Consider the following 16,345-nt stretch of genomic DNA (forward strand, 5'->3'; position numbering starts at 1 on the left):
CTCCGGCCCGCCCCCCCCCCCCCCCCCCCCGCCCCCGCCCCCCCCCCCCCCCCGCGGCTCCGCTGCGTCGGGCTCCGGGCCGCGTGGCGGCGGTCCGCCCGGGCAGGCGGGGCAGCGCACCCTCGGGCGCACCCGGCCGGGTGGCCCGGCCCGTCGGGGCATACGGTCTCCGGGGGCAGCGGGCCGTATCCGGCCAGGTGGCCCGCACCTCGGGGCATACGGTCTCCCGGGGGCAGCGGGCAGGCGGGGCCGCTACACCCTCATGGCCCGGGCCTGCGCCCTCGCAGGCCGTCGGCACCCCGCCGTGGCCCGGCCGTCAGGGGGTCAGCGGCGGACGCGGGTGACGGGTCCGGCTGTCGGCCGGGGGCGCGTCGTCGCGGATGACCTCTCCCTGGACCACCTTCCCGTCGGGGCGGTGGATCCTGGCCTGCTGGAAGACATTGCCCAGCGAGCCCGGCGACGCCGCCCTCATCCGGCGTTCCAGCGAGCGCTCCGCGTAGCGGCCGAGGCGGGTGCGCACGGGAGGCAGCAGGAGCAGCAGACCCAGTACGTCCGAGACCAGACCCGGCAGCATCAGCAGCAGACCGCCGAGCATCAGCAGGCCGTTGCCCTCGCCGCTACCCGTCGGCGCGGCGGCACCCGGCTGCTGTTGCAGCGTCTGCGTGAGGTTGGTGAACGCACGGCGTCCCGCCCGCTTGATCACCACCGCGCCGAGCACGCCCGCTCCGGCCAGGAGGCCGAGGACGGCGAAGCCGCCGGCCGCTCCGGCCACGAGAGTCAGCAGCCAGATCTCCAGGACCAGCCAGGCGGCGATGCCGAGGGGAGCGAGGGTGCGGGCGCGTGAGCGCCGGGGTGCGGTCGAGGTCGATGCGCCGGATGTCATGCCCCCCAGTGTGCCTGGGCGCCCGCCGGAGTGGCGTAAGGGATGGATCAGGAAGCCCCGGGCTTCCGGCCCAGCAGCCGGCTCGCCCGGTTCCCCACGCCCCAGGCCGTGACCCGCCACAGCGCCTCGACCACGATGTCCCTGTTCATCTTGGAGTCGCCCAGCTCGCGTTCGACGAAGGTGATCGGGACCTCGACCACGTGGAAGCCCGCGGCCACGGCCCGGCGCGCGAGGTCGACCTGGAAGCAGTAGCCCTGCGAGGCGACGTCGTCGAGCCCCAGACCTTGCAGCGTCTCCGCACGGAAGGCCCGGTACCCGCCGGTCATGTCACGGATGGGCACGCCGAGCAGCATGCGGGAGTACGTGCTGCCGCCGCGGGAGAGGAACTCCCGGTGCCGGGGCCAGTTGACGACACGGCCGCCCGGCACCCAGCGCGAGCCGAGGACCAGGTCCGCGCCCTTGAGCGCGGTGAGCAGCCGGGGCAGTTCCTCCGGCTGGTGGGATCCGTCGGCGTCCATCTCGACGAGGACGCCGTAACCGTGCTCGATGCCCCAGCGGAAGCCCGCGAGGTACGCGGCGCCGAGCCCTTCCTTGCCCTTGCGGTGCAGGACGTGCACCTGCTCGTCGGCGACGGCGAGCTCGTCGGCGAACTTGCCCGTGCCGTCGGGGCTGTTGTCGTCGGCGACGAGGACGTGGGCGTCGGGAACGGCGGCGCGCACCCGCGAGACGATCGCCTTGATGTTCTCGGCCTCGTTGTAGGTCGGGATGATCACGAGGGTCCTGCCGAGCGGGCCGTACCTCCTCCCCTGGGGTCCGCCATGGGGAACCGCACCACCGTCGTTCACTGCTGCCCCTTAAAGTCCGTACGCAGAGCCCCACCATAGCGAGCGCTCGGAGCGCACCGCCGGGTGGCGGCGGATCATGACGCAACGGATGCCGTACGGGGCGGGTGCGGGGCCGGAACCGGCTGCGGGAGCGGCGAACGGGCCGCCGTGCCGCGGCGTCCGGCAGCGGATCGGACCCGGCGTCCTTCGGGCCGACCTGGGGCCCGCTGGCTGCGGGTCGACCGAGAGCCGTTGTCTACTGAACGCCGGGCCCCACCCGGGTCGCACCTGCCGACCGGCCGCACTTCCCTCTGCCCCCGAGGCGCGGGCGCTGAACCTGGCTCCCAGTGGTGGTGCGCCGGTGCGGCACACCACCCCATGACCCAGCGGCGTTCGACGACTGCGTGGAAGGTGCCGGTCGGACGTCCTGTGGTGGACCCGGCCGAACCTACCGGCCGGTGGGCGCTCGCTGTCAACAGTCGCGCCACCAGCGGGAATCGGCCGTATCACCAGGTCAGAGGCGAAGATCCGCAGGTCGAGGCCGAGCGGTCCGGACATCGATCGGCGGTACGAAATGTCCGCACGTCACCCGTTCGGTCCTTCGAAGACGGTGCGGCCGCGGACCACCGTCCGCAGGCAGACGGGCAGGTCGTTGCCGGGCGTGAGGTCCGGCAGACCGGGGGTGCCGGAGCGCGGGTCGGTGGACCAGCGGGCGACGCGGTCGTCGGGCGCCTGGACGACGAGTTCGCCGGTGCGCCAGACCGCGTAGTCCGCCGGCGCCCCCGGCACCAGGACGCCCGCGTCGTCGCGGCCGACGGCCCGCCAGCCGCCCCGCGTGTGGGCGGTGAAGGCAGCCCGGGCCGAGACGCGGTGCTCGGGGGTGCGGTGGAAGGCGGCGGCCCGGACGGTGCCCCACGGGTCCAGCGGGGTCACGGGACTGTCGGAGCCGAACGCCAGGGGGACGCCGGCGCGCAGCAGCGCCGCGTACGGGTTGAGCGTGCGGGCGCGTTCGGCGCCGAGCCGCTGGGCGTACATGCCCGTCTCGCCGCCCCAGGCCGCATCGAAGGCCGGCTGGACGGAAGCGGTGAGCCCGAACTCGGCGAAGGCGGCGGTGGTTTCGGGGGTGAGCATCTCGGCGTGCTCGACGCGGTGACGGGCGGCGCGGAGACGGGCGAGGCCCAGCTTGTCGGCCGCGGCGCGGACGCCGTCGACGACCGCGGTCAGGGCAGCGTCGCCGATGGCGTGGAACCCGGCCTGGAGGCCGGCCTCGGTGCAGGCGACGACGTGGGACGCGACGTCGGCGGCGCCGAGGTGGGCGGAGCCGGTGTGGCCGGCGTCGGCGTACGGCTCGTGGAGGCAGGCAGTGTGCGAACCGAGCGAACCGTCGGCGAACAGGTCGCCCGCCGCGCCCAGCGCGCCCAGAGCGCGCGCCCGCTCGACGTCCCGGTCGGCCCAGTAGCCGACCACGCGCGGTCCCGGTTCGTCCCGGGAGAGCGTGAGCAGGCCCGTGAAGTCGTCCTCGGAGGAGATGTCGGGGCCGCCGCATTCGTGGACGGTTCCGATGCCGAGGGACGCGGCGTGCCGGAGCGCGGCGCGCTGCGCCTCGGTGCGCTGCTGTGGGGACAGGGCCGCGTAGGCGGCGGCGCGTACGGCGTGGTGGGCGTCGCCGGTCAGCGGTTCGCCGTCGCGGAAGCCGGCCAGCGAGCGGACGCCCGGGACGAGGTCCAGCAGGGCCGTGGTGACGACGGCGGAGTGGACGTCGATACGGGTGAGGTAGAGGGGACGTCCGCCGGTGAGCTGGTCGAGCTCCTCGCGCCGCGGCGCACGGGCCTCGGGCCAGCGTGCGGCGTCCCAGCCGTGTCCGATCAGGATGCGGTCGCCGGGGCGGCCGTCCGCGTACGCCCGGACGAGTGCGGCGGCCTCGGCCAGCGAGACGGCGCCGGAGAGGTCGAGGCCGGTGAGGGCGAGTCCGGTCGCCGTGGTGTGCACGTGCGCGTCGGTGAACGCGGGGGTGACGAGGGCGCCTTCCAGGTCGACGACCTCGTCGACGCCGGAGGCGAAGGCGTCGGCCGCGCCCTCGGAGCCCACCCAGGCGACATGTCCCTTCTCGACGACCATCGCGGTGGCGAACGGATCGGCGGGGCTGTGGACTTCTCCACCGCGCAGCAGCACGGTGCGGTGTTCGCTCTGGGGGGCGGTGCGCTCGGTCATGGGACCAAGACTAGATACGCGGCGGGCGGGCCTCGTACGGGGTCGACAGGACGACCGTGGTGCGACTGGAGACGCCGGCCAGGGAGCGGATGCGGCTGAGCAGGTGCTCCAGTTCGAGCGGCGTGGCGACGCGCACCTTGAGGATGTAGTTCTCCTCGCCCGCGACGCTGTGGCACGCCTCGATCTCGGGGACCCCGGCGAGCCGGTCCGCGATGTCGTCGGGGGCGCTGGGGTCGAACGGCTTCACCGAGATGAACGCGGTGAGCGGCAGACCCACGGCCTCGGGGTCGACGACGGCGGCGTAGCCGCGGATGACGCCCCGCTGCTCCAGACGACGGACGCGCTGGTGCACCGCCGAGGTGGACAGGCCCGTGGCCTTGCCCAGGTCGGTGTAGCTCATCCGCCCGTCCTTGACGAGCAACTCCACGATCTGACGATCCAGCTCCTCCATGCGGATCAACCTATTGCCCCGGGCCGTCTCCGGCACAGTCCACGAGGGCCGCGAGGGGGCCTGACGACACCCATGTGACGAACACCACAGGTTTGCGCCCGGGTCGGCCGTGACCTCACGGTTACCCGCCCCGCGCGATGGGCATTGCTTGCTGTGGTCGAGGCCATCAGCGCCTGGTCGGCCCATCCGAGGGGGAGATTCTCCATGCAGAGCGTTAAGAACGACGGCCGTACCGAACTGGAGCCCGTCGATTCGGCCGCACAGGCCGACGGCGACGAGTTCGACACGTACGACACCTTCGAGATGTACCGGGTCGTGTGCCCGGACTGCGCCCAGCCGATCGCGCTCCTGGCGGACGAGGACGTCCTGCCGGAGCACGCGCTGTGCCCGACCCCGTGGAACCCCTTCGGACTGACGGTGTGCTCGGGCACCGGCCGGTCCGCCGGCGAGGCCCGGCCCGCGGACGAGTCGCTGGAGGCGCAGGAGCAGGACACCGCCCTGCTGCTGACGCTGCCCCAGGGGCTCGACTGGCGCACCCAGCCGTTCTCGCACGTCGGCGGTCCGGGATCGCGGCCGCTGAAGGTGCCGCAGATGCGGCGCGCGGCCTGACGGAGCACCCCTGAGCGCGCGGGCCGCGCTGCCGCGGCCCGCCGCCACGCCACCGCGCGGACCCCATGCGTCCACCGCGCGGACGTCCTGTGTACACCGTGGACTGGCGCTCGAATCGGTCCGGCGGTAACCCGTCGCGGGGCCCGGGCGTTGGCCCGGCATGACGCTGTACTCCACGACCGCGACGCGCGGCCGTCGGCGGCTTCTCGTGCCCGCCTATGAAGAATCGGTTCATCACCCGGCGGATCCACCCATCTACCGCGAGCTGCTCACACTGTGGGCGAGCCGCGGCAGGACACTGCCGGGGCGCCGGGATCCCGAGTGGAGCAGGCTCGCGGCGCCCCTGGCGTGGGAGGGGCGGGTCAGCGGGTCTCGGGCCCGGCCAGGTGACGGGCGATGACCATGCGCTGGATCTGGTTGGTGCCCTCGACGATCTGCAGGACCTTGGCCTCGCGCATGTAGCGCTCGACCGGGAAGTCCTGCGTGTAGCCGTAGCCGCCGAGCACCTGGACGGCGTCCGTGGTGACGCTCATGGCGGCGTCGGTGCAGAACAGCTTGGCCATGGCGGCCTGCCGCGAGAACGGCCGGCCCGCGTCCCGCAGCCGCGCCGCCGCCAGGTACAGCGCCCGACCGGCCTCGATGCGCGTCGCCATGTCGGCGAGCATGAAGCGCAGTCCCTGGAAGTCGGCGATCGGGCGGCCGAACTGCTTGCGGTCCGTCGCGTACCCCACGGCCGCGTCGAGCGCGGCCTGGGCCACGCCGATGGCGCAGGCCGCGATGCCCAGGCGCCCGGAGTCCAGCGCGGAGAGCGCGATGGCGAAGCCCTGGCCCTCGTCGCCGATGCGGCGCGCGTCGGGGATGCGGACGCCGTCGAAGTGCAGCTGGGCGGTGGGCGAGCCCTTCATGCCCATCTTCTTCTCCGGCAGGGCGGCGTTCAGCCCCGGAGCGTCGCCCGGGACCAGGAACGCGGTGATGCCGCGGGCGCCCTCGCCACCGGTACGGGCGAGGACGGTGCAGAAGTCGGCGACGCCGCCGTGAGTGATCCACGCCTTGGTGCCGGTGATGACCCAGTCGTCGCCGTCGCGCACCGCCTTGGTGCGCAGCGAGGCGGCGTCGGACCCTGAGGCGGGCTCGGAGAGGCAGTACGCCCCGAGCAGGCCGCCGCCGAGCATCGCGGGCAGGTGGTCGGCGCGCTGTTCCTTGGTGCCGTAGCCGGCGAGCGCGTGACAGGCGAGGGAGTGGACGCTCACGCCGAGGCCCACGGTGAGACGGGCGGCCGCCAGCTCCTCGAGGACCTGGAGGTAGACCTCATACGGCTGGTCACCGCCGCCGTACTCGGCGGGGTAGGGCAGGCCGAGCAGGCCGGATTCGGACAGGAGCCGGAAGACCTCGCGCGGAAAGTGCCCGGCCTCCTCCTCCTCGGCCGCACGGGGAGCGATCTCCCGCTCGGCGATGTCGCGGACCAGGGCGATCAGGTCCCTGGCCTCCTCGGTGGGCAGCTGACGGTCCACCGGCTGCGGGGCGCGGTCGGGCATTGCGGCGCTCTCCTCCCTGTCGGGCGCTGCGGCGTCGCGCGGGCAGGGTGAGGGCGCGTCGCCGGGTCTTCTGCCACGCCGATGGTGCCCTTCCGGATCACGAAAGAGCCTGGTTGGCGGCTGTTGGCGCGTTGAGTATGCCCGATCGGACGGCTCCCGTCACGAGGTGCCGGGAAGCACCTGCGGCGATGCCGCGATGGTGCCGGAAAGCGGCGAAACCGGTCCGCGGTCCTGACCGACGGCGGCGCGGTCCAGGCCCACTCCTACGAAAGAAAGGATCTAGAGCAGGCCGAGCTGGGTGATCAGCATGGCGAGCACGACCACGAGCGTCCAGCCGAGGACGTGCTCCAGCACCGACGACTCGTCGTCGGGGCCTCCGGTGCGGGTACGGAGCCGGGTGGTGTCGACGGTGGCGGCGGTCGAAGTCATGGCGGTCTCGTTCGGTCGGCGTGCGGGTGGTCTCCCCCGTGGCCCCACCACAGTGCCAGCCCCGCCGGGCCCCGGGGTAGAGACGTTCGTCACTCCCCGGGACCCGGCCGGCCGCCTCACCGGCCGCCTCAGTGGATGCCGACCGCCGCCAGAGCCTGGCGCTGGGCGGGCGTGGGGGCGGCGGGCCAGTACACGTAGCAGACGCCGCCGGTGCCGGACACGACCTTCCCGCTCGCGTTGTAGCGCTTGGTGCGGAGCCAGATCTTCTCCCACTCGGCCCGCCGGTAGACACGGCGCACGGCCTCGTTGCTCGGCGACGCCGGGTCGTTGGCGATCACATCCCCGTCGGCGGTGAAGCCGATCACCGTCATCAGGTGCCCCGCGGTCCCGTAGCCGGCTCCGGTCAGTTCCTCCTCGAGGAACGACTGCGACGTTATGGCCGGGATGCCGGCACGGATCAGGGTCTCCAGGTCGGTGAGCGAGGAGAGCCGGGTGACCACCGCGCTCATGTCGCGGTAGGTCGCCGCGTAGGCCGCGTTGAAGGGCCAGTTGCCGCACCCCTCGTACTGGTAGTCGTAGGTGAAGCGGGCCGCGTGGCAGACCTGCGGGTCCGCGAACTCCGGGTTCACCCAGGCCAGGTCGTCGGCGCTCGGCCTGCGCCCCCAGCACTCGATGATCATCTGGGACGACGTGGGGCTGCACCATGCCTCGCCGCCGTTGTCGTACTCCGGGTACTGGCCGACGTGCGTGTTCTGCGAGTACCGCGGGACAGCGAGCTCGCGGGCGAGGCCCGGCTCCGAGGCCGGTACGCCGAAGCGGTCCGGGATGTCCGAGGCCATCGCGCCGAGGCGCCACACGGTCGGGGTGAGGCGGGTGCCGGGCCTGCGGTGGAGCGTCAGCCGCAGCCGGTAGGAGGTCAGGCGCAGCCCGCTCGCCGCGTCGTCGACGGCGAAGGTGTCGGTCCAGATGCTCGCCTTGCCGTCGCCCTGGTCGTCGACGGAGGTGCGGCGGATGTCGCCGTCGCCCGCGGCCCAGCGGCCCATCACGAACCAGGGTGTGTCCGTGCCGTCCGAATAGGTGCCCGTGAGTTCGACCTGGAGCCAGGTCCCGGCAGGGGTGTGCGCGTTCCAGGACGCGATGACCTCGGTCGCGGGCACCGCCGAGCGGTGCACCGGCGAGGTCCAGGTCGCGTACTCCCAGCGGGCGCTGCGCCCGGTGTGCGGATCGGTGTAGTCGACGGTGCCCGCGGGCGTGGTGATCACGACGCCGGGGCGGCGGCCGGAGACGGCGGCGGTGCCGGCCCGGTCGCCGCAGCGCCAGTCGGTGTAGGTGGACCAGAAGCGGTTGTCGACGAGCGGGGCCGTGGCGGCGTTCCGGCGGGAGGAAGGGGCGGCGCCGGCCGGGCCGGCCACCGGTGAGGCGGCCGCCGGCCCGGCGGCGGCGGACAGTGTTCCGGCGCTCGCGGCGGCCGCGATCGCGGCGCCCAGGACGGTTCTGCGCGAAGTGGATCTGGCCATGGGACCCCCAAGTCAGGTGCGCGACAGTGGGCCAACTATCCCGGCTCGGGCGGGGCTTCGGCCAGCACCTCGGACCGCGTCGGCCGGGGCAATATTGGTCTGGTCCACTGGCATGACCTGCGGGTGCGTCCCCTCTCGCACCGTGGCGGCTTCTACCCTTGCCCCATGGACGATCTCGACCGGCTCGCCGCGCGGCTGCGCGCACTGGCCCCTTCGTGCGGCCCGGTACGCCTGATCGCTGTGGACGGCCACGCCGGCTCGGGCAAGAGCACGTTCACGGCCCGGCTCGCCGCCGCGTTCGGCGAGGACGACGTGCCGGTGCTGCACCTGGACGACCTCGCCACGCACGAGGAGCTGTTCGCGTGGACCGGCCGGATGCTGGACGAGGTGATCGCCCCGCTGTCCCGTGGACGAACGGCGCTGTTTCACCCGTACGACTGGAATCTGAGGCGTTTCCTTCAGCCAAGTCCGCTGCCGGCGGCGCCCGTCGTCCTGGTCGAGGGCGTCGGCGCGGGGAGGCGGGCTCTGCGGCCCCACCTGGCCCGTCTGCTGTGGATGGACCGTGCCGCCGAGGAGTCCTGGGCACGCGGCAGGCAGCGCGACGGCGCCGGGCTCGGTGCCTTCTGGGACGGGTGGACGACGGCGGAGTTGCGCCATTTCTCCGCGGATCCGTCCCGTCCGCACGCGGACATCCTGGTACGCGAGTGTCCCGAGGGTTATGAGTGGTCGGTGGTATCTGACGGGGCAGCATGAACGGACGACGCGATCACCGACGGTGATCGCCCTGGCCAGGCATACCGAGCAGTCGGGTCAGCCGCGGAAGAGTCGCCTCAACTCTGCTTGACCGACGGGGCGTACAGGTCTTACGTTCTCAATGTGCGGCTTTCCGGAGCCGCCGCAGACACGAAGCCCCCGGTTGTTCCCCCGTGATCGGGGGCTTCGTTCTGCCCTTCCCCCCGGGCCGTCGGCACTCTTCCGGCCCCTTCGCTCACCGTGGGTCACCGGCGCCTGGCCCTCGCGGCGCTCTTAGCGCAGCTCCCGCGCGCCGGTACGATGCAACCCGGTGGGCTCAATTCCCGTCCGCGGCATGGTCGTTGCATACGCTGCCGGTGGGCGCCCCCTGGCGCGACAACACTGGTGCACGGTTTGTGGGGGGAGTGTGGGGGACCCTATGGACGACGGCACGCAGGGGGCACGGACTCCGGCCGAGTTCGCCTGGCTGCGCGGCGTGGACGCCTGCACCATGGGTGCCTACCCGCAGGCGGAGGAGGAGTTCCGCGCCGCCGTGCGGCTCGACCCGGGAATGGCCGACGCGTGGCTGGGGCTCCACGCCCTGCGCGTCGACACCACCACCGCCCTGTTGCGCATGTACCGCCACCGCGAACGGTTCGGCGAGCAGCGCGCACGCCACCGCCGTACGCTCAACTCCTGGTACTGGCTGGGCTGGTGGGTGCAGCCCGTGCTGGAGAGCCGGCGCGATCTCCTGCTGGCGCACGCCTCCCACTGGCTCGACGGCCGCCACGTGCCCGAGCTCGACCGGGCGCTGGCCGGGCTTCCGCCCGTGGACGCCGATCCCCAGGTGCGCTTCCTGCACGCCTGCCGCGCCTACCTGGTCAAGGACTGGGAAGAGCTGGTGCGCCACACCGAGCCGCTGGTGGACGATCCGCTGCTGGGCATCGAGGCCGGCCTGTTCGGCGGGATGGCCCGGGTGCGGCTGGAGATGTTCAGCCAGGCGGAGCCCATGCTGTCCGCCGCGCTGATGCGCTGCCGCAGCGAGCAGCCGCAGCGCAAGGAGCTGAGGTACTGGCTGGCGCGTGCCCACGAGGGCACCGGACGCAGCGCCGCGGCCCTGCCGCTGTACCGGGCCGTGCACCGGATCGATCCGGCCTTCATGGACACCTCGGCACGGCTCGCCGCCATCGCGGAGTACGACGGCATCGACGGCTACGACGAGGCGGCGGGCCTGGCCACCGTGTCGCTGACCGGCTTCGGCGCCGACACCGCGGACGTCCAGGCCGAGGGCGAGGGCCCCGTCGCCACCGAGCGGCTGCCCGGCGACCCGGGGAGCCAGCTGCCGGGCAGCGGGCCTGCGTCCGCGGACGGGCTCCGGCGGCGCGCCACCGTGCCCCCGCAGGCCGCTCCCCCGCACTTCCCGTCGGGCCCCACCGACCCGGTGCGCCTGGCCGAGGCGCTGGCGGAGCTGGAGCGCATGGTGGGCCTGGAGCCGGTGAAACGGCAGGTCAAGGCGTTGTCGGCGCAGCTGGAGATGGCCCGGTTGCGGGCCGGTCAGGGCCTTCCCGTACAACCGCCCAAGCGGCACTTCGTCTTCTCCGGCCCGTCCGGCACCGGCAAGACCACCGTGGCCCGCATCCTCGGCCGGGTGTTCTACGCGCTCGGGCTGCTCGGCGGCGACCACCTGGTGGAGGCCCAAAGGGCCGATCTCGTGGGCGAGTTCCTCGGCCAGACGGCGGTGAAGGCCAATGAGCTGATCGATTCGGCGCTCGGCGGGGTGCTCTTCGTGGACGAGGCGTACAGCCTGTCCAACTCGGGTTACAGCAAGGGCGACGCGTACGGCGACGAGGCGCTGCAGGTGCTGCTCAAGCGCGCCGAGGACAACCGCGACCATCTGGTGGTCATCCTGGCGGGCTACCCCGAGGGCATGGACCGCCTGCTCGCGACCAATCCCGGCCTCTCCTCGCGGTTCACCACCCGGGTCGACTTCCCGTCCTACCGTCCCCTCGAACTCACCGCGATCGGCGAGGTGCTGGCCGCGGAGAACGGCGACGTGTGGGACGAGGAGGCCCGGGAGGAGCTGTGCTCGATCAGCGGCCATGTCGTCGAGCAGGGCTGGATCGACGAGCTGGGCAACGGCCGGTTCCTGCGCACGCTGTACGAGAAGAGCTGCGCGTACCGGGACCTGCGGCTGTCCATGTATCCGGGCACGTTGAACCGCGAGGACCTGTCGACGCTGCGGCTCCCGGATCTGATGCAGGCCTACGGGGAGGTCCTGTCGGGCCGCGGCCCGGCGGGCCGCGATCCGCAGGAGCCTCCCCTCGGCTAGGGCGCCGCCGCCCGGTCGTTGCGGAACGCCCGGCTCAGCTCACGAGGGCCGAGTCCGGGCTCGCGGACGTCCGCGGCGCTCGTGCCGCCACCGTGACGCGGTGTGCCGGGTCGCGGACCTCGCCCACCAGCATCTCCAGCACGTCCTCCAGGGCGACGAGACCGAGCACCCGCCCGGACTCGTCGGCGACCTGCGCCAGGTGCGTCGCCGCGCGGCGCATCACGGTGAGCGCGTCGTCGAGCGGAAGCTCGGCGCGGAGCGTCGCCATCGGCCGCCAGATGTGCTGGGGCACGGGCCGCTCGCCGTCCTCCAGGTCCAGCACGTCCTTGACGTGCAGATAGCCCATGAAGGGGCCGGTGCCTCCGGCGGAGACCGGGAACCGGGAGTAGCCCGTGCGGACGGTCAGCTCCTCCACCTGCCGCGCCGTCACCGACGGCGGCACGGTCACGAGCGCGGACCGGGCGATGAGCACCTCGCTCACCGGCCTGCTGCCCAGTTCCAGCGCGTCCTCCAGACGCTCCTGTTCCGCGGGGGCCAGCAGTCCGGCCTGGCCCGCGTCCTCGACGAGCTGTCCCAGCTGGTCGCTGGTGAAGACGGCCTCCACCTCGTCCTTCGGCTCGACCCGGAAGGCGCGCAGCACCAGCTTGGCGCAGGCCCCGAGCGCCGACGTCACCGGACGGCACAGCCGCGCGAAACCGACGAGGCCGGGGCTGAGCCACATCGCCGTCCGCTCGGGCGCGGCCATGGCCAGGTTCTTCGGCAGCATCTCGCCGACGACGAGGTGCAGGAAGACGACGACCGCCAGCGCGATCACGTAGCCGAGAGGGTGGATCAGCCCCTCGGGGACACGGGCCGCGTGGAAGACGGGCTCGAGGAGATGCGCGACGGTCGGTTCGGCGACGGCGCCGAGGGTGAGCGAGCAGACGGTGATGCCGAACTGGGCGGCCGCCATCATCTGCGGCAGGTTCTCCAGACCGTGCAGGACCTGCCGGGCCCGCCCCGAGCCGTCGGCGGCGAGCGGTTCGATCTGGCTGCGGCGTACGGAGACGAGGGCGAACTCGGCCCCGACAAAGAAACCGTTCGCCAGGACCAGGAGCAGGGCGAACAGCAGTTGAACGGCGCTCATCGGGCGGCCTCCGTCAGCGCCGGTACGCCGGCGGTGCGCACGAGGCGCACGCGCTCGGCGCGATAGCGGTCGACCTGACGCACCGAGAGGCGCCAGCCGGGCAGTTCGGCCCGGTCGCCGGGGGCGGGGATGCGGCCCAGCAAGTCGGCGACGAGGCCGGCGACGGTCTCGTACGGGCCGTCGGGCACGTCGAGGCCTATGCGGCGCAGGGTGAGGACCCGGCAGCTTCCGTCGGCCTCCCAGGCCGGCCTGCCGTCCTCGGGCGCGACGGGCACGAGCTCCGGCCGGGCGTCGGCCTCGGCGTCGTGCTCGTCGCGGACCTCGCCGACCAGTTCCTCGACGATGTCCTCGAGGGTGACCACGCCGGCCGTGCCGCCGTACTCGTCGACGACGACGGCCATCGGCTGTTCGCTGCGCAGCCGTTCGAGGAGCTGCTGCACGGGCAGCGTCTCGGGAACGAGCAGCGGCGGTACGGCGATGCCGGACACCCGGATGCGCCGGCGCTCCTCGGCCCGGACCGCGAGCGCGTCCTTGAGGTGCACCATTCCGATGATCTCGTCGATGCGCTCGTGGTAGACGGGAAACCGGGAGAGGCCCGTGGCACGCGTGAGGTTGAGGACGTCGGCGGCGGTGGCGTCCGACTGGAGCGCGCTCACCTTCACCCGCGGCGTCATGACGTGCTGGGCCGTCAGGTGGCCCAGGGACAGGGTCCGTACGAAAAGGTCCGCGGTGTCCTGCTCCAGCGCGCCGGCCTGGGCCGAGTGACGGGCGAGGGACACCAGCTCGCCCGGGGTACGGGCGGAGGCCAGCTCCTCGGCGGGCTCGACGCCGAAGAGCCGTACAAGGCGGTTCGCCGCGGCGTTGAGCAGGGTGATCACAGGGCGGAAGACGGCCGAGAACAGGGTCTGCGGACCGGCGACGAAGCGCGCGACCTGCAACGGCCTGGACACCGCCCAGTTCTTCGGGACGAGTTCGCCGACGACCATCTGGACGGCCGAGGCGAGCAGCATGCCGATCACGACGGCGACGCCGGGGACGACGCCGTCGGGCAGTCCGGTGGCGGTGAGCGGTCCGTCGAGCAGCTGGGCGAGCGCCGGCTGCGCGAGCATGCCGACGACCAGAGAGGTGATGGTGATGCCGAGCTGGGTGCCGGAGAGCTGGAACGACAGCTGCCGCAGAGCGGCGACGACCCGGCGGGCGCGTTTGTCGCCTTCGGCGGCGGCACGCTCGGCGTCGGCTCGCTCCACGGTGACGAGGCCGAACTCGGCCGCCACGAAGAAGCCGTTGGCGAGGATGAGAAGGAACGCTGCGGCGAGCAGCAGAAGCGGGATGATCATGCCGCCGCCTCCTGTGAGGGGGCGGCGCAGGTACTACCGGACGATCCGTCCATTGCCGGAGGGAGTCACTCCTCGGGTCGTAGGAAAGCCCCGCCGGCCGCTCGGGGCCGCGTGGTGCGGGGCGGGGCGCACCTGGCGCCGCCGCCCACCAGAGTAATCAAGCCGGGGGCGGCGGGGGCAGATGTGGGGGGCTAGTCCTCGTCCGGGCGGGTGCCGTGGGCTTCGGCGAGGGCGCGCAGGGCGCGGGCGTCGTCGATGGCCTGAGCCTTGGCGATGCCCGGCTGGATGCCGAGGGCGGGCAGGCTCGTTCCGTCGCTGAGGTCGAGGAAGACCCACGGGTCACCGGGACGCAGGTTGACGCGCAGGATCTCGGCCCAGGCGAGCCGGCGCGTCCGGGTGAGGTTGACGACGGTCACGCCGCCCTCGTCGGCGACCACCTTCGGCCTGCTGAGCAGTGCCAGCACACCGAAGAAGAGCAGCGCGGTGAAGATGAAGCTCACCCGCTCGGGACCGCTGAGGCGTTCGAGGAGGAGGGTGACGGCGATGAGAACGGTGCACATCACCGCGCCCACGGTGAGCAGGACGATCCGGGTGCGGGTCGGCCTGAAGGTGACCGGGAGCGCGGGGACGCGGGGTGTCGTGGCGGGCATGTGTCGGGCGGTCCTCAGAGCCGGCAGGCGTGGATGGCCGTGGTGAGGATGGCCCGCGCGCCGAGGGCGTAGAGGTCGTCCATGATCCGCTGGGCCTCCTTGGCGGCGACCATCGAGCGGACGGCGACCCAGCCCTCGTGGTGGAGGGGGGAGATGGTCGGCGACTCGAGCCCGGGGGTGAGCGCGACGGCCTGCTCCAGGTTCTCGACGCGGCAGTCGTAGTCCATCATCACGTAGCTGCGGGCGACGAGGACGCCCTGGAGACGCCGCAGGAACTGCTGCACCTGCGGGTCCTCGGCGTCGGCTCCGGTACGCCGGATGACGACGGCCTCCGAGGTCATGATCGGCTCGCCGATGACTTCGAGGCCCGCGTTGCGCAGACTGGTGCCCGTCTCGACGACGTCCGCGATGACCTGGGCGACGCCCAGCTCGATCGCGGTCTCGACAGCACCGTCGAGGTGGACGACGGAGGCGTCGACGCCGTTGTCGGCGAGGTGCTTGTCGACGATGCCCTCGTAGGACGTGGCGATCGTCATGCCGCCGAAGTCCTGGACGCCCTTCGCCGTGCCGGGCTTGGTGGCGTAGCGGAAGGTGGAGCGGGCGAAGCCGAGCTGGAGGATCTCCTCGGCGTTCGCGCCGGAGTCCAGCAGCAGGTCGCGGCCGGTGATGCCGATGTCGAGCCTGCCGGAGCTGACGTAGATCGCGATGTCGCGGGGGCGCAGGTAGAAGAACTCGACCTCGTTCTCGGGGTCGACGAGGACGAGTTCCTTGGACTCCTTGCGCTGCTGGTAGCCGGCCTCATGGAGCATCTCCGCCGCAGGTCCGGACAGTGAACCCTTGTTGGGGACGGCGATGCGCAGCATGAGACGGGCTTCCTTCGTTCGCGTGGGTTGTACGTACGGGCGGGCGGGCTCAGAGGTGGGCGTAGACGTCGTCGAGGGAGATCCCGCGCGCGACCATCATCACCTGGACGTGGTACAGCAGCTGGGAGATCTCCTCGGCGGCGGCGTCCTTGCCCTCGTACTCGGCGGCCATCCACACTTCGGCGGCCTCCTCGACGACCTTCTTGCCGATGGCGTGCACACCCTTGCCCACCAGCTCGGCGGTCCGGGAGGTGGCGGGGTCGCCGTTGGCGGCCTTGTGCTGGAGCTCGGTGAAGAGCTCCTCGAACGTCTTCTTGGACATGGTGCTCCCACCCTACGCGGAAGTGGGCTCTCCTCAGCGCCAGGGTTCGGATACTGAACGCAGGATGGCCGCGGTGGCCACCGCCGCGGTGACCGCTTCGTGCCCCTTGTCCTCGTTCGACCCTTCCAGTCCGGCCCGGTCGAGCGCCTGCTCCTCGGTGTCGCAGGTCAGCACGCCGAAGCCGACCGGGACGCCGGTGTCGATGGACACCTGGGTGAGGCCCTGGGTGACGCCCTGGCACACGTACTCGAAGTGGGGGGTGCCACCGCGGATGACCACGCCGAGCGCCACGATCGCGTCGTAGCCGCGGCCGGCGAGGACCTTGGCGACGACCGGGAGCTCGAAGCTGCCGGGGACCCGCAGGAGGGTCGGCTCGTCGATGCCGAGCTCGTGGAGGGCCCGCAGGGCGCCGTCGACGAGTCCGTCCATGATCTTCTCGTGCCACTGCGCCGCGATCACGGCGACCCGGAGGTCGCCGCAGTTCTTCACGCTCAGTTCGGGTGCGCCCTTGCCGCTCACGTACGTGT

At 72.7% G+C, this 16,345-nt stretch carries 16 protein-coding genes; 3 read left to right on the forward strand and 13 right to left on the reverse strand.

The window, feature by feature from the left end:
- Positions 1-316 precede the first annotated feature (316 nt).
- From fxsA to AB0K02_RS05525, 4 genes are all read right to left on the reverse strand, one after another.
- Positions 317-883, reverse strand: coding sequence for an FxsA family membrane protein (fxsA, locus tag AB0K02_RS05510; protein WP_365991056.1), 567 nt, complete (start codon positions 881-883; stop codon positions 317-319).
- Positions 884-930: 47 nt separating this feature from the next.
- Complete coding sequence (locus tag AB0K02_RS05515) at positions 931-1,728, reverse strand: polyprenol monophosphomannose synthase (protein WP_365991057.1); 798 nt, start codon at positions 1,726-1,728, stop codon at positions 931-933.
- Positions 1,729-2,292: 564 nt separating this feature from the next.
- Entirely contained in the window at positions 2,293-3,918 is a 1,626-nt protein-coding gene (locus AB0K02_RS05520; RefSeq protein WP_365991058.1) for an amidohydrolase, read from the reverse strand.
- A gap of 10 nt (positions 3,919-3,928) precedes the next feature.
- Positions 3,929-4,369 (reverse strand): Lrp/AsnC family transcriptional regulator, encoded by a 441-nt coding sequence (locus AB0K02_RS05525; protein ID WP_365991059.1) that lies wholly within the window; start codon positions 4,367-4,369, stop codon positions 3,929-3,931.
- A 204-nt stretch (positions 4,370-4,573) separates the two neighbouring features.
- Here AB0K02_RS05525 and AB0K02_RS05530 point away from each other — a divergent pair, with 204 nt between their 5' ends.
- Positions 4,574-4,978, forward strand: a complete 405-nt coding sequence (locus AB0K02_RS05530; RefSeq protein WP_365991060.1) for a hypothetical protein — start codon at positions 4,574-4,576, stop codon at positions 4,976-4,978.
- Between the two features lie 362 nt (positions 4,979-5,340).
- On the opposite strand, the gene AB0K02_RS05535 is transcribed toward AB0K02_RS05530, so the two are convergent.
- The 3 genes from AB0K02_RS05535 to AB0K02_RS05545 form a co-directional block, all read right to left on the reverse strand.
- The gene (locus AB0K02_RS05535; RefSeq protein ID WP_365991061.1) at positions 5,341-6,513 is read right to left on the reverse strand and encodes an acyl-CoA dehydrogenase family protein; all 1,173 of its coding nucleotides are present in this window, start codon (positions 6,511-6,513) and stop codon (positions 5,341-5,343) included.
- Between the two features lie 279 nt (positions 6,514-6,792).
- A complete protein-coding gene (locus AB0K02_RS05540; protein ID WP_365991062.1) occupies positions 6,793-6,942 on the reverse strand; it encodes an SCO1431 family membrane protein in 150 nt (49 codons plus the stop codon).
- A 128-nt stretch (positions 6,943-7,070) separates the two neighbouring features.
- Positions 7,071-8,459 carry a peptidase C39 family protein gene (locus AB0K02_RS05545; RefSeq protein ID WP_365991063.1) on the reverse strand — a complete coding sequence of 463 codons (1,389 nt, stop codon included), beginning with the start codon at positions 8,457-8,459 and terminating at the stop codon, positions 7,071-7,073.
- 165 nt (positions 8,460-8,624) lie between these two features.
- Between AB0K02_RS05545 and AB0K02_RS05550 the strand changes: the two genes are divergently transcribed.
- Together AB0K02_RS05550 and AB0K02_RS05555 are read left to right on the forward strand one after the other, a co-directional pair.
- On the forward strand, positions 8,625-9,212 hold the full coding sequence (locus AB0K02_RS05550; protein ID WP_365991064.1) for a hypothetical protein: 588 nt from the start codon (positions 8,625-8,627) through the stop codon (positions 9,210-9,212).
- A 418-nt stretch (positions 9,213-9,630) separates the two neighbouring features.
- The gene (locus AB0K02_RS05555) at positions 9,631-11,520 is read left to right on the forward strand and encodes an AAA family ATPase (protein WP_365991065.1); all 1,890 of its coding nucleotides are present in this window, start codon (positions 9,631-9,633) and stop codon (positions 11,518-11,520) included.
- Positions 11,521-11,554: 34 nt separating this feature from the next.
- Here AB0K02_RS05555 and AB0K02_RS05560 read toward each other — a convergent pair whose 3' ends face one another.
- The 6 genes from AB0K02_RS05560 to ribH all read right to left on the reverse strand — a co-directional run bounded on the left by AB0K02_RS05560 (position 11,555) and on the right by ribH (position 16,337).
- Entirely contained in the window at positions 11,555-12,646 is a 1,092-nt protein-coding gene (locus AB0K02_RS05560; RefSeq protein WP_365991066.1) for a hemolysin family protein, read from the reverse strand.
- A complete protein-coding gene (locus tag AB0K02_RS05565; protein ID WP_365991067.1) occupies positions 12,643-13,983 on the reverse strand; it encodes a hemolysin family protein in 1,341 nt (446 codons plus the stop codon). The genes AB0K02_RS05560 and AB0K02_RS05565 overlap by 4 nt, the downstream gene beginning before the upstream one ends.
- Before the next feature lie 191 nt (positions 13,984-14,174).
- Positions 14,175-14,633, reverse strand: a complete 459-nt coding sequence (locus tag AB0K02_RS05570) for a PH domain-containing protein (RefSeq protein ID WP_365991068.1) — start codon at positions 14,631-14,633, stop codon at positions 14,175-14,177.
- A gap of 14 nt (positions 14,634-14,647) precedes the next feature.
- The gene (hisG, locus tag AB0K02_RS05575; RefSeq protein WP_365991069.1) at positions 14,648-15,496 is read right to left on the reverse strand and encodes an ATP phosphoribosyltransferase; all 849 of its coding nucleotides are present in this window, start codon (positions 15,494-15,496) and stop codon (positions 14,648-14,650) included.
- A 49-nt stretch (positions 15,497-15,545) separates the two neighbouring features.
- On the reverse strand, positions 15,546-15,818 hold the full coding sequence (locus tag AB0K02_RS05580) for a phosphoribosyl-ATP diphosphatase (RefSeq protein ID WP_028803646.1): 273 nt from the start codon (positions 15,816-15,818) through the stop codon (positions 15,546-15,548).
- 33 nt (positions 15,819-15,851) lie between these two features.
- Positions 15,852-16,337: a 6,7-dimethyl-8-ribityllumazine synthase gene (ribH, locus tag AB0K02_RS05585; RefSeq protein ID WP_365991070.1), complete on the reverse strand. Its 486-nt coding sequence runs from the start codon at positions 16,335-16,337 to the stop codon at positions 15,852-15,854.
- Between the last annotated feature and the right edge of the window lie 8 nt (positions 16,338-16,345).

The sequence above is a fragment of the Streptomyces sp. NPDC049597 genome (assembly GCF_040675505.1).
Lineage (GTDB): Bacteria > Actinomycetota > Actinomycetes > Streptomycetales > Streptomycetaceae > Streptomyces.

Excerpts from the sequence above, each read along its gene's own strand:
- AB0K02_RS05560 (WP_365991066.1), bottom strand. The coding sequence starts at position 12,646 with ATGAGCGCCGTTCAACTGCTGTTCGCCCTGCTCCTGGTCCTGGCGAAC.
- AB0K02_RS05545 (WP_365991063.1), bottom strand. The coding sequence starts at position 8,459 with ATGGCCAGATCCACTTCGCGCAGAACCGTCCTGGGCGCCGCGATCGCG.
- AB0K02_RS05540 (WP_365991062.1), bottom strand. The coding sequence starts at position 6,942 with ATGACTTCGACCGCCGCCACCGTCGACACCACCCGGCTCCGTACCCGC.
- AB0K02_RS05570 (WP_365991068.1), bottom strand. The coding sequence starts at position 14,633 with ATGCCCGCCACGACACCCCGCGTCCCCGCGCTCCCGGTCACCTTCAGG.
- AB0K02_RS05525 (WP_365991059.1), bottom strand. The coding sequence starts at position 4,369 with ATGGAGGAGCTGGATCGTCAGATCGTGGAGTTGCTCGTCAAGGACGGG.
- AB0K02_RS05530 (WP_365991060.1), top strand. The coding sequence starts at position 4,574 with ATGCAGAGCGTTAAGAACGACGGCCGTACCGAACTGGAGCCCGTCGAT.
- AB0K02_RS05555 (WP_365991065.1), top strand. The coding sequence starts at position 9,631 with ATGGACGACGGCACGCAGGGGGCACGGACTCCGGCCGAGTTCGCCTGG.
- AB0K02_RS05565 (WP_365991067.1), bottom strand. The coding sequence starts at position 13,983 with ATGATCATCCCGCTTCTGCTGCTCGCCGCAGCGTTCCTTCTCATCCTC.
- AB0K02_RS05550 (WP_365991064.1), top strand. The coding sequence starts at position 8,625 with ATGGACGATCTCGACCGGCTCGCCGCGCGGCTGCGCGCACTGGCCCCT.
- AB0K02_RS05580 (WP_028803646.1), bottom strand. The coding sequence starts at position 15,818 with ATGTCCAAGAAGACGTTCGAGGAGCTCTTCACCGAGCTCCAGCACAAG.
- AB0K02_RS05520 (WP_365991058.1), bottom strand. The coding sequence starts at position 3,918 with ATGACCGAGCGCACCGCCCCCCAGAGCGAACACCGCACCGTGCTGCTG.
- AB0K02_RS05535 (WP_365991061.1), bottom strand. The coding sequence starts at position 6,513 with ATGCCCGACCGCGCCCCGCAGCCGGTGGACCGTCAGCTGCCCACCGAG.
- hisG (WP_365991069.1), bottom strand. The coding sequence starts at position 15,496 with ATGCTGCGCATCGCCGTCCCCAACAAGGGTTCACTGTCCGGACCTGCG.
- fxsA (WP_365991056.1), bottom strand. The coding sequence starts at position 883 with ATGACATCCGGCGCATCGACCTCGACCGCACCCCGGCGCTCACGCGCC.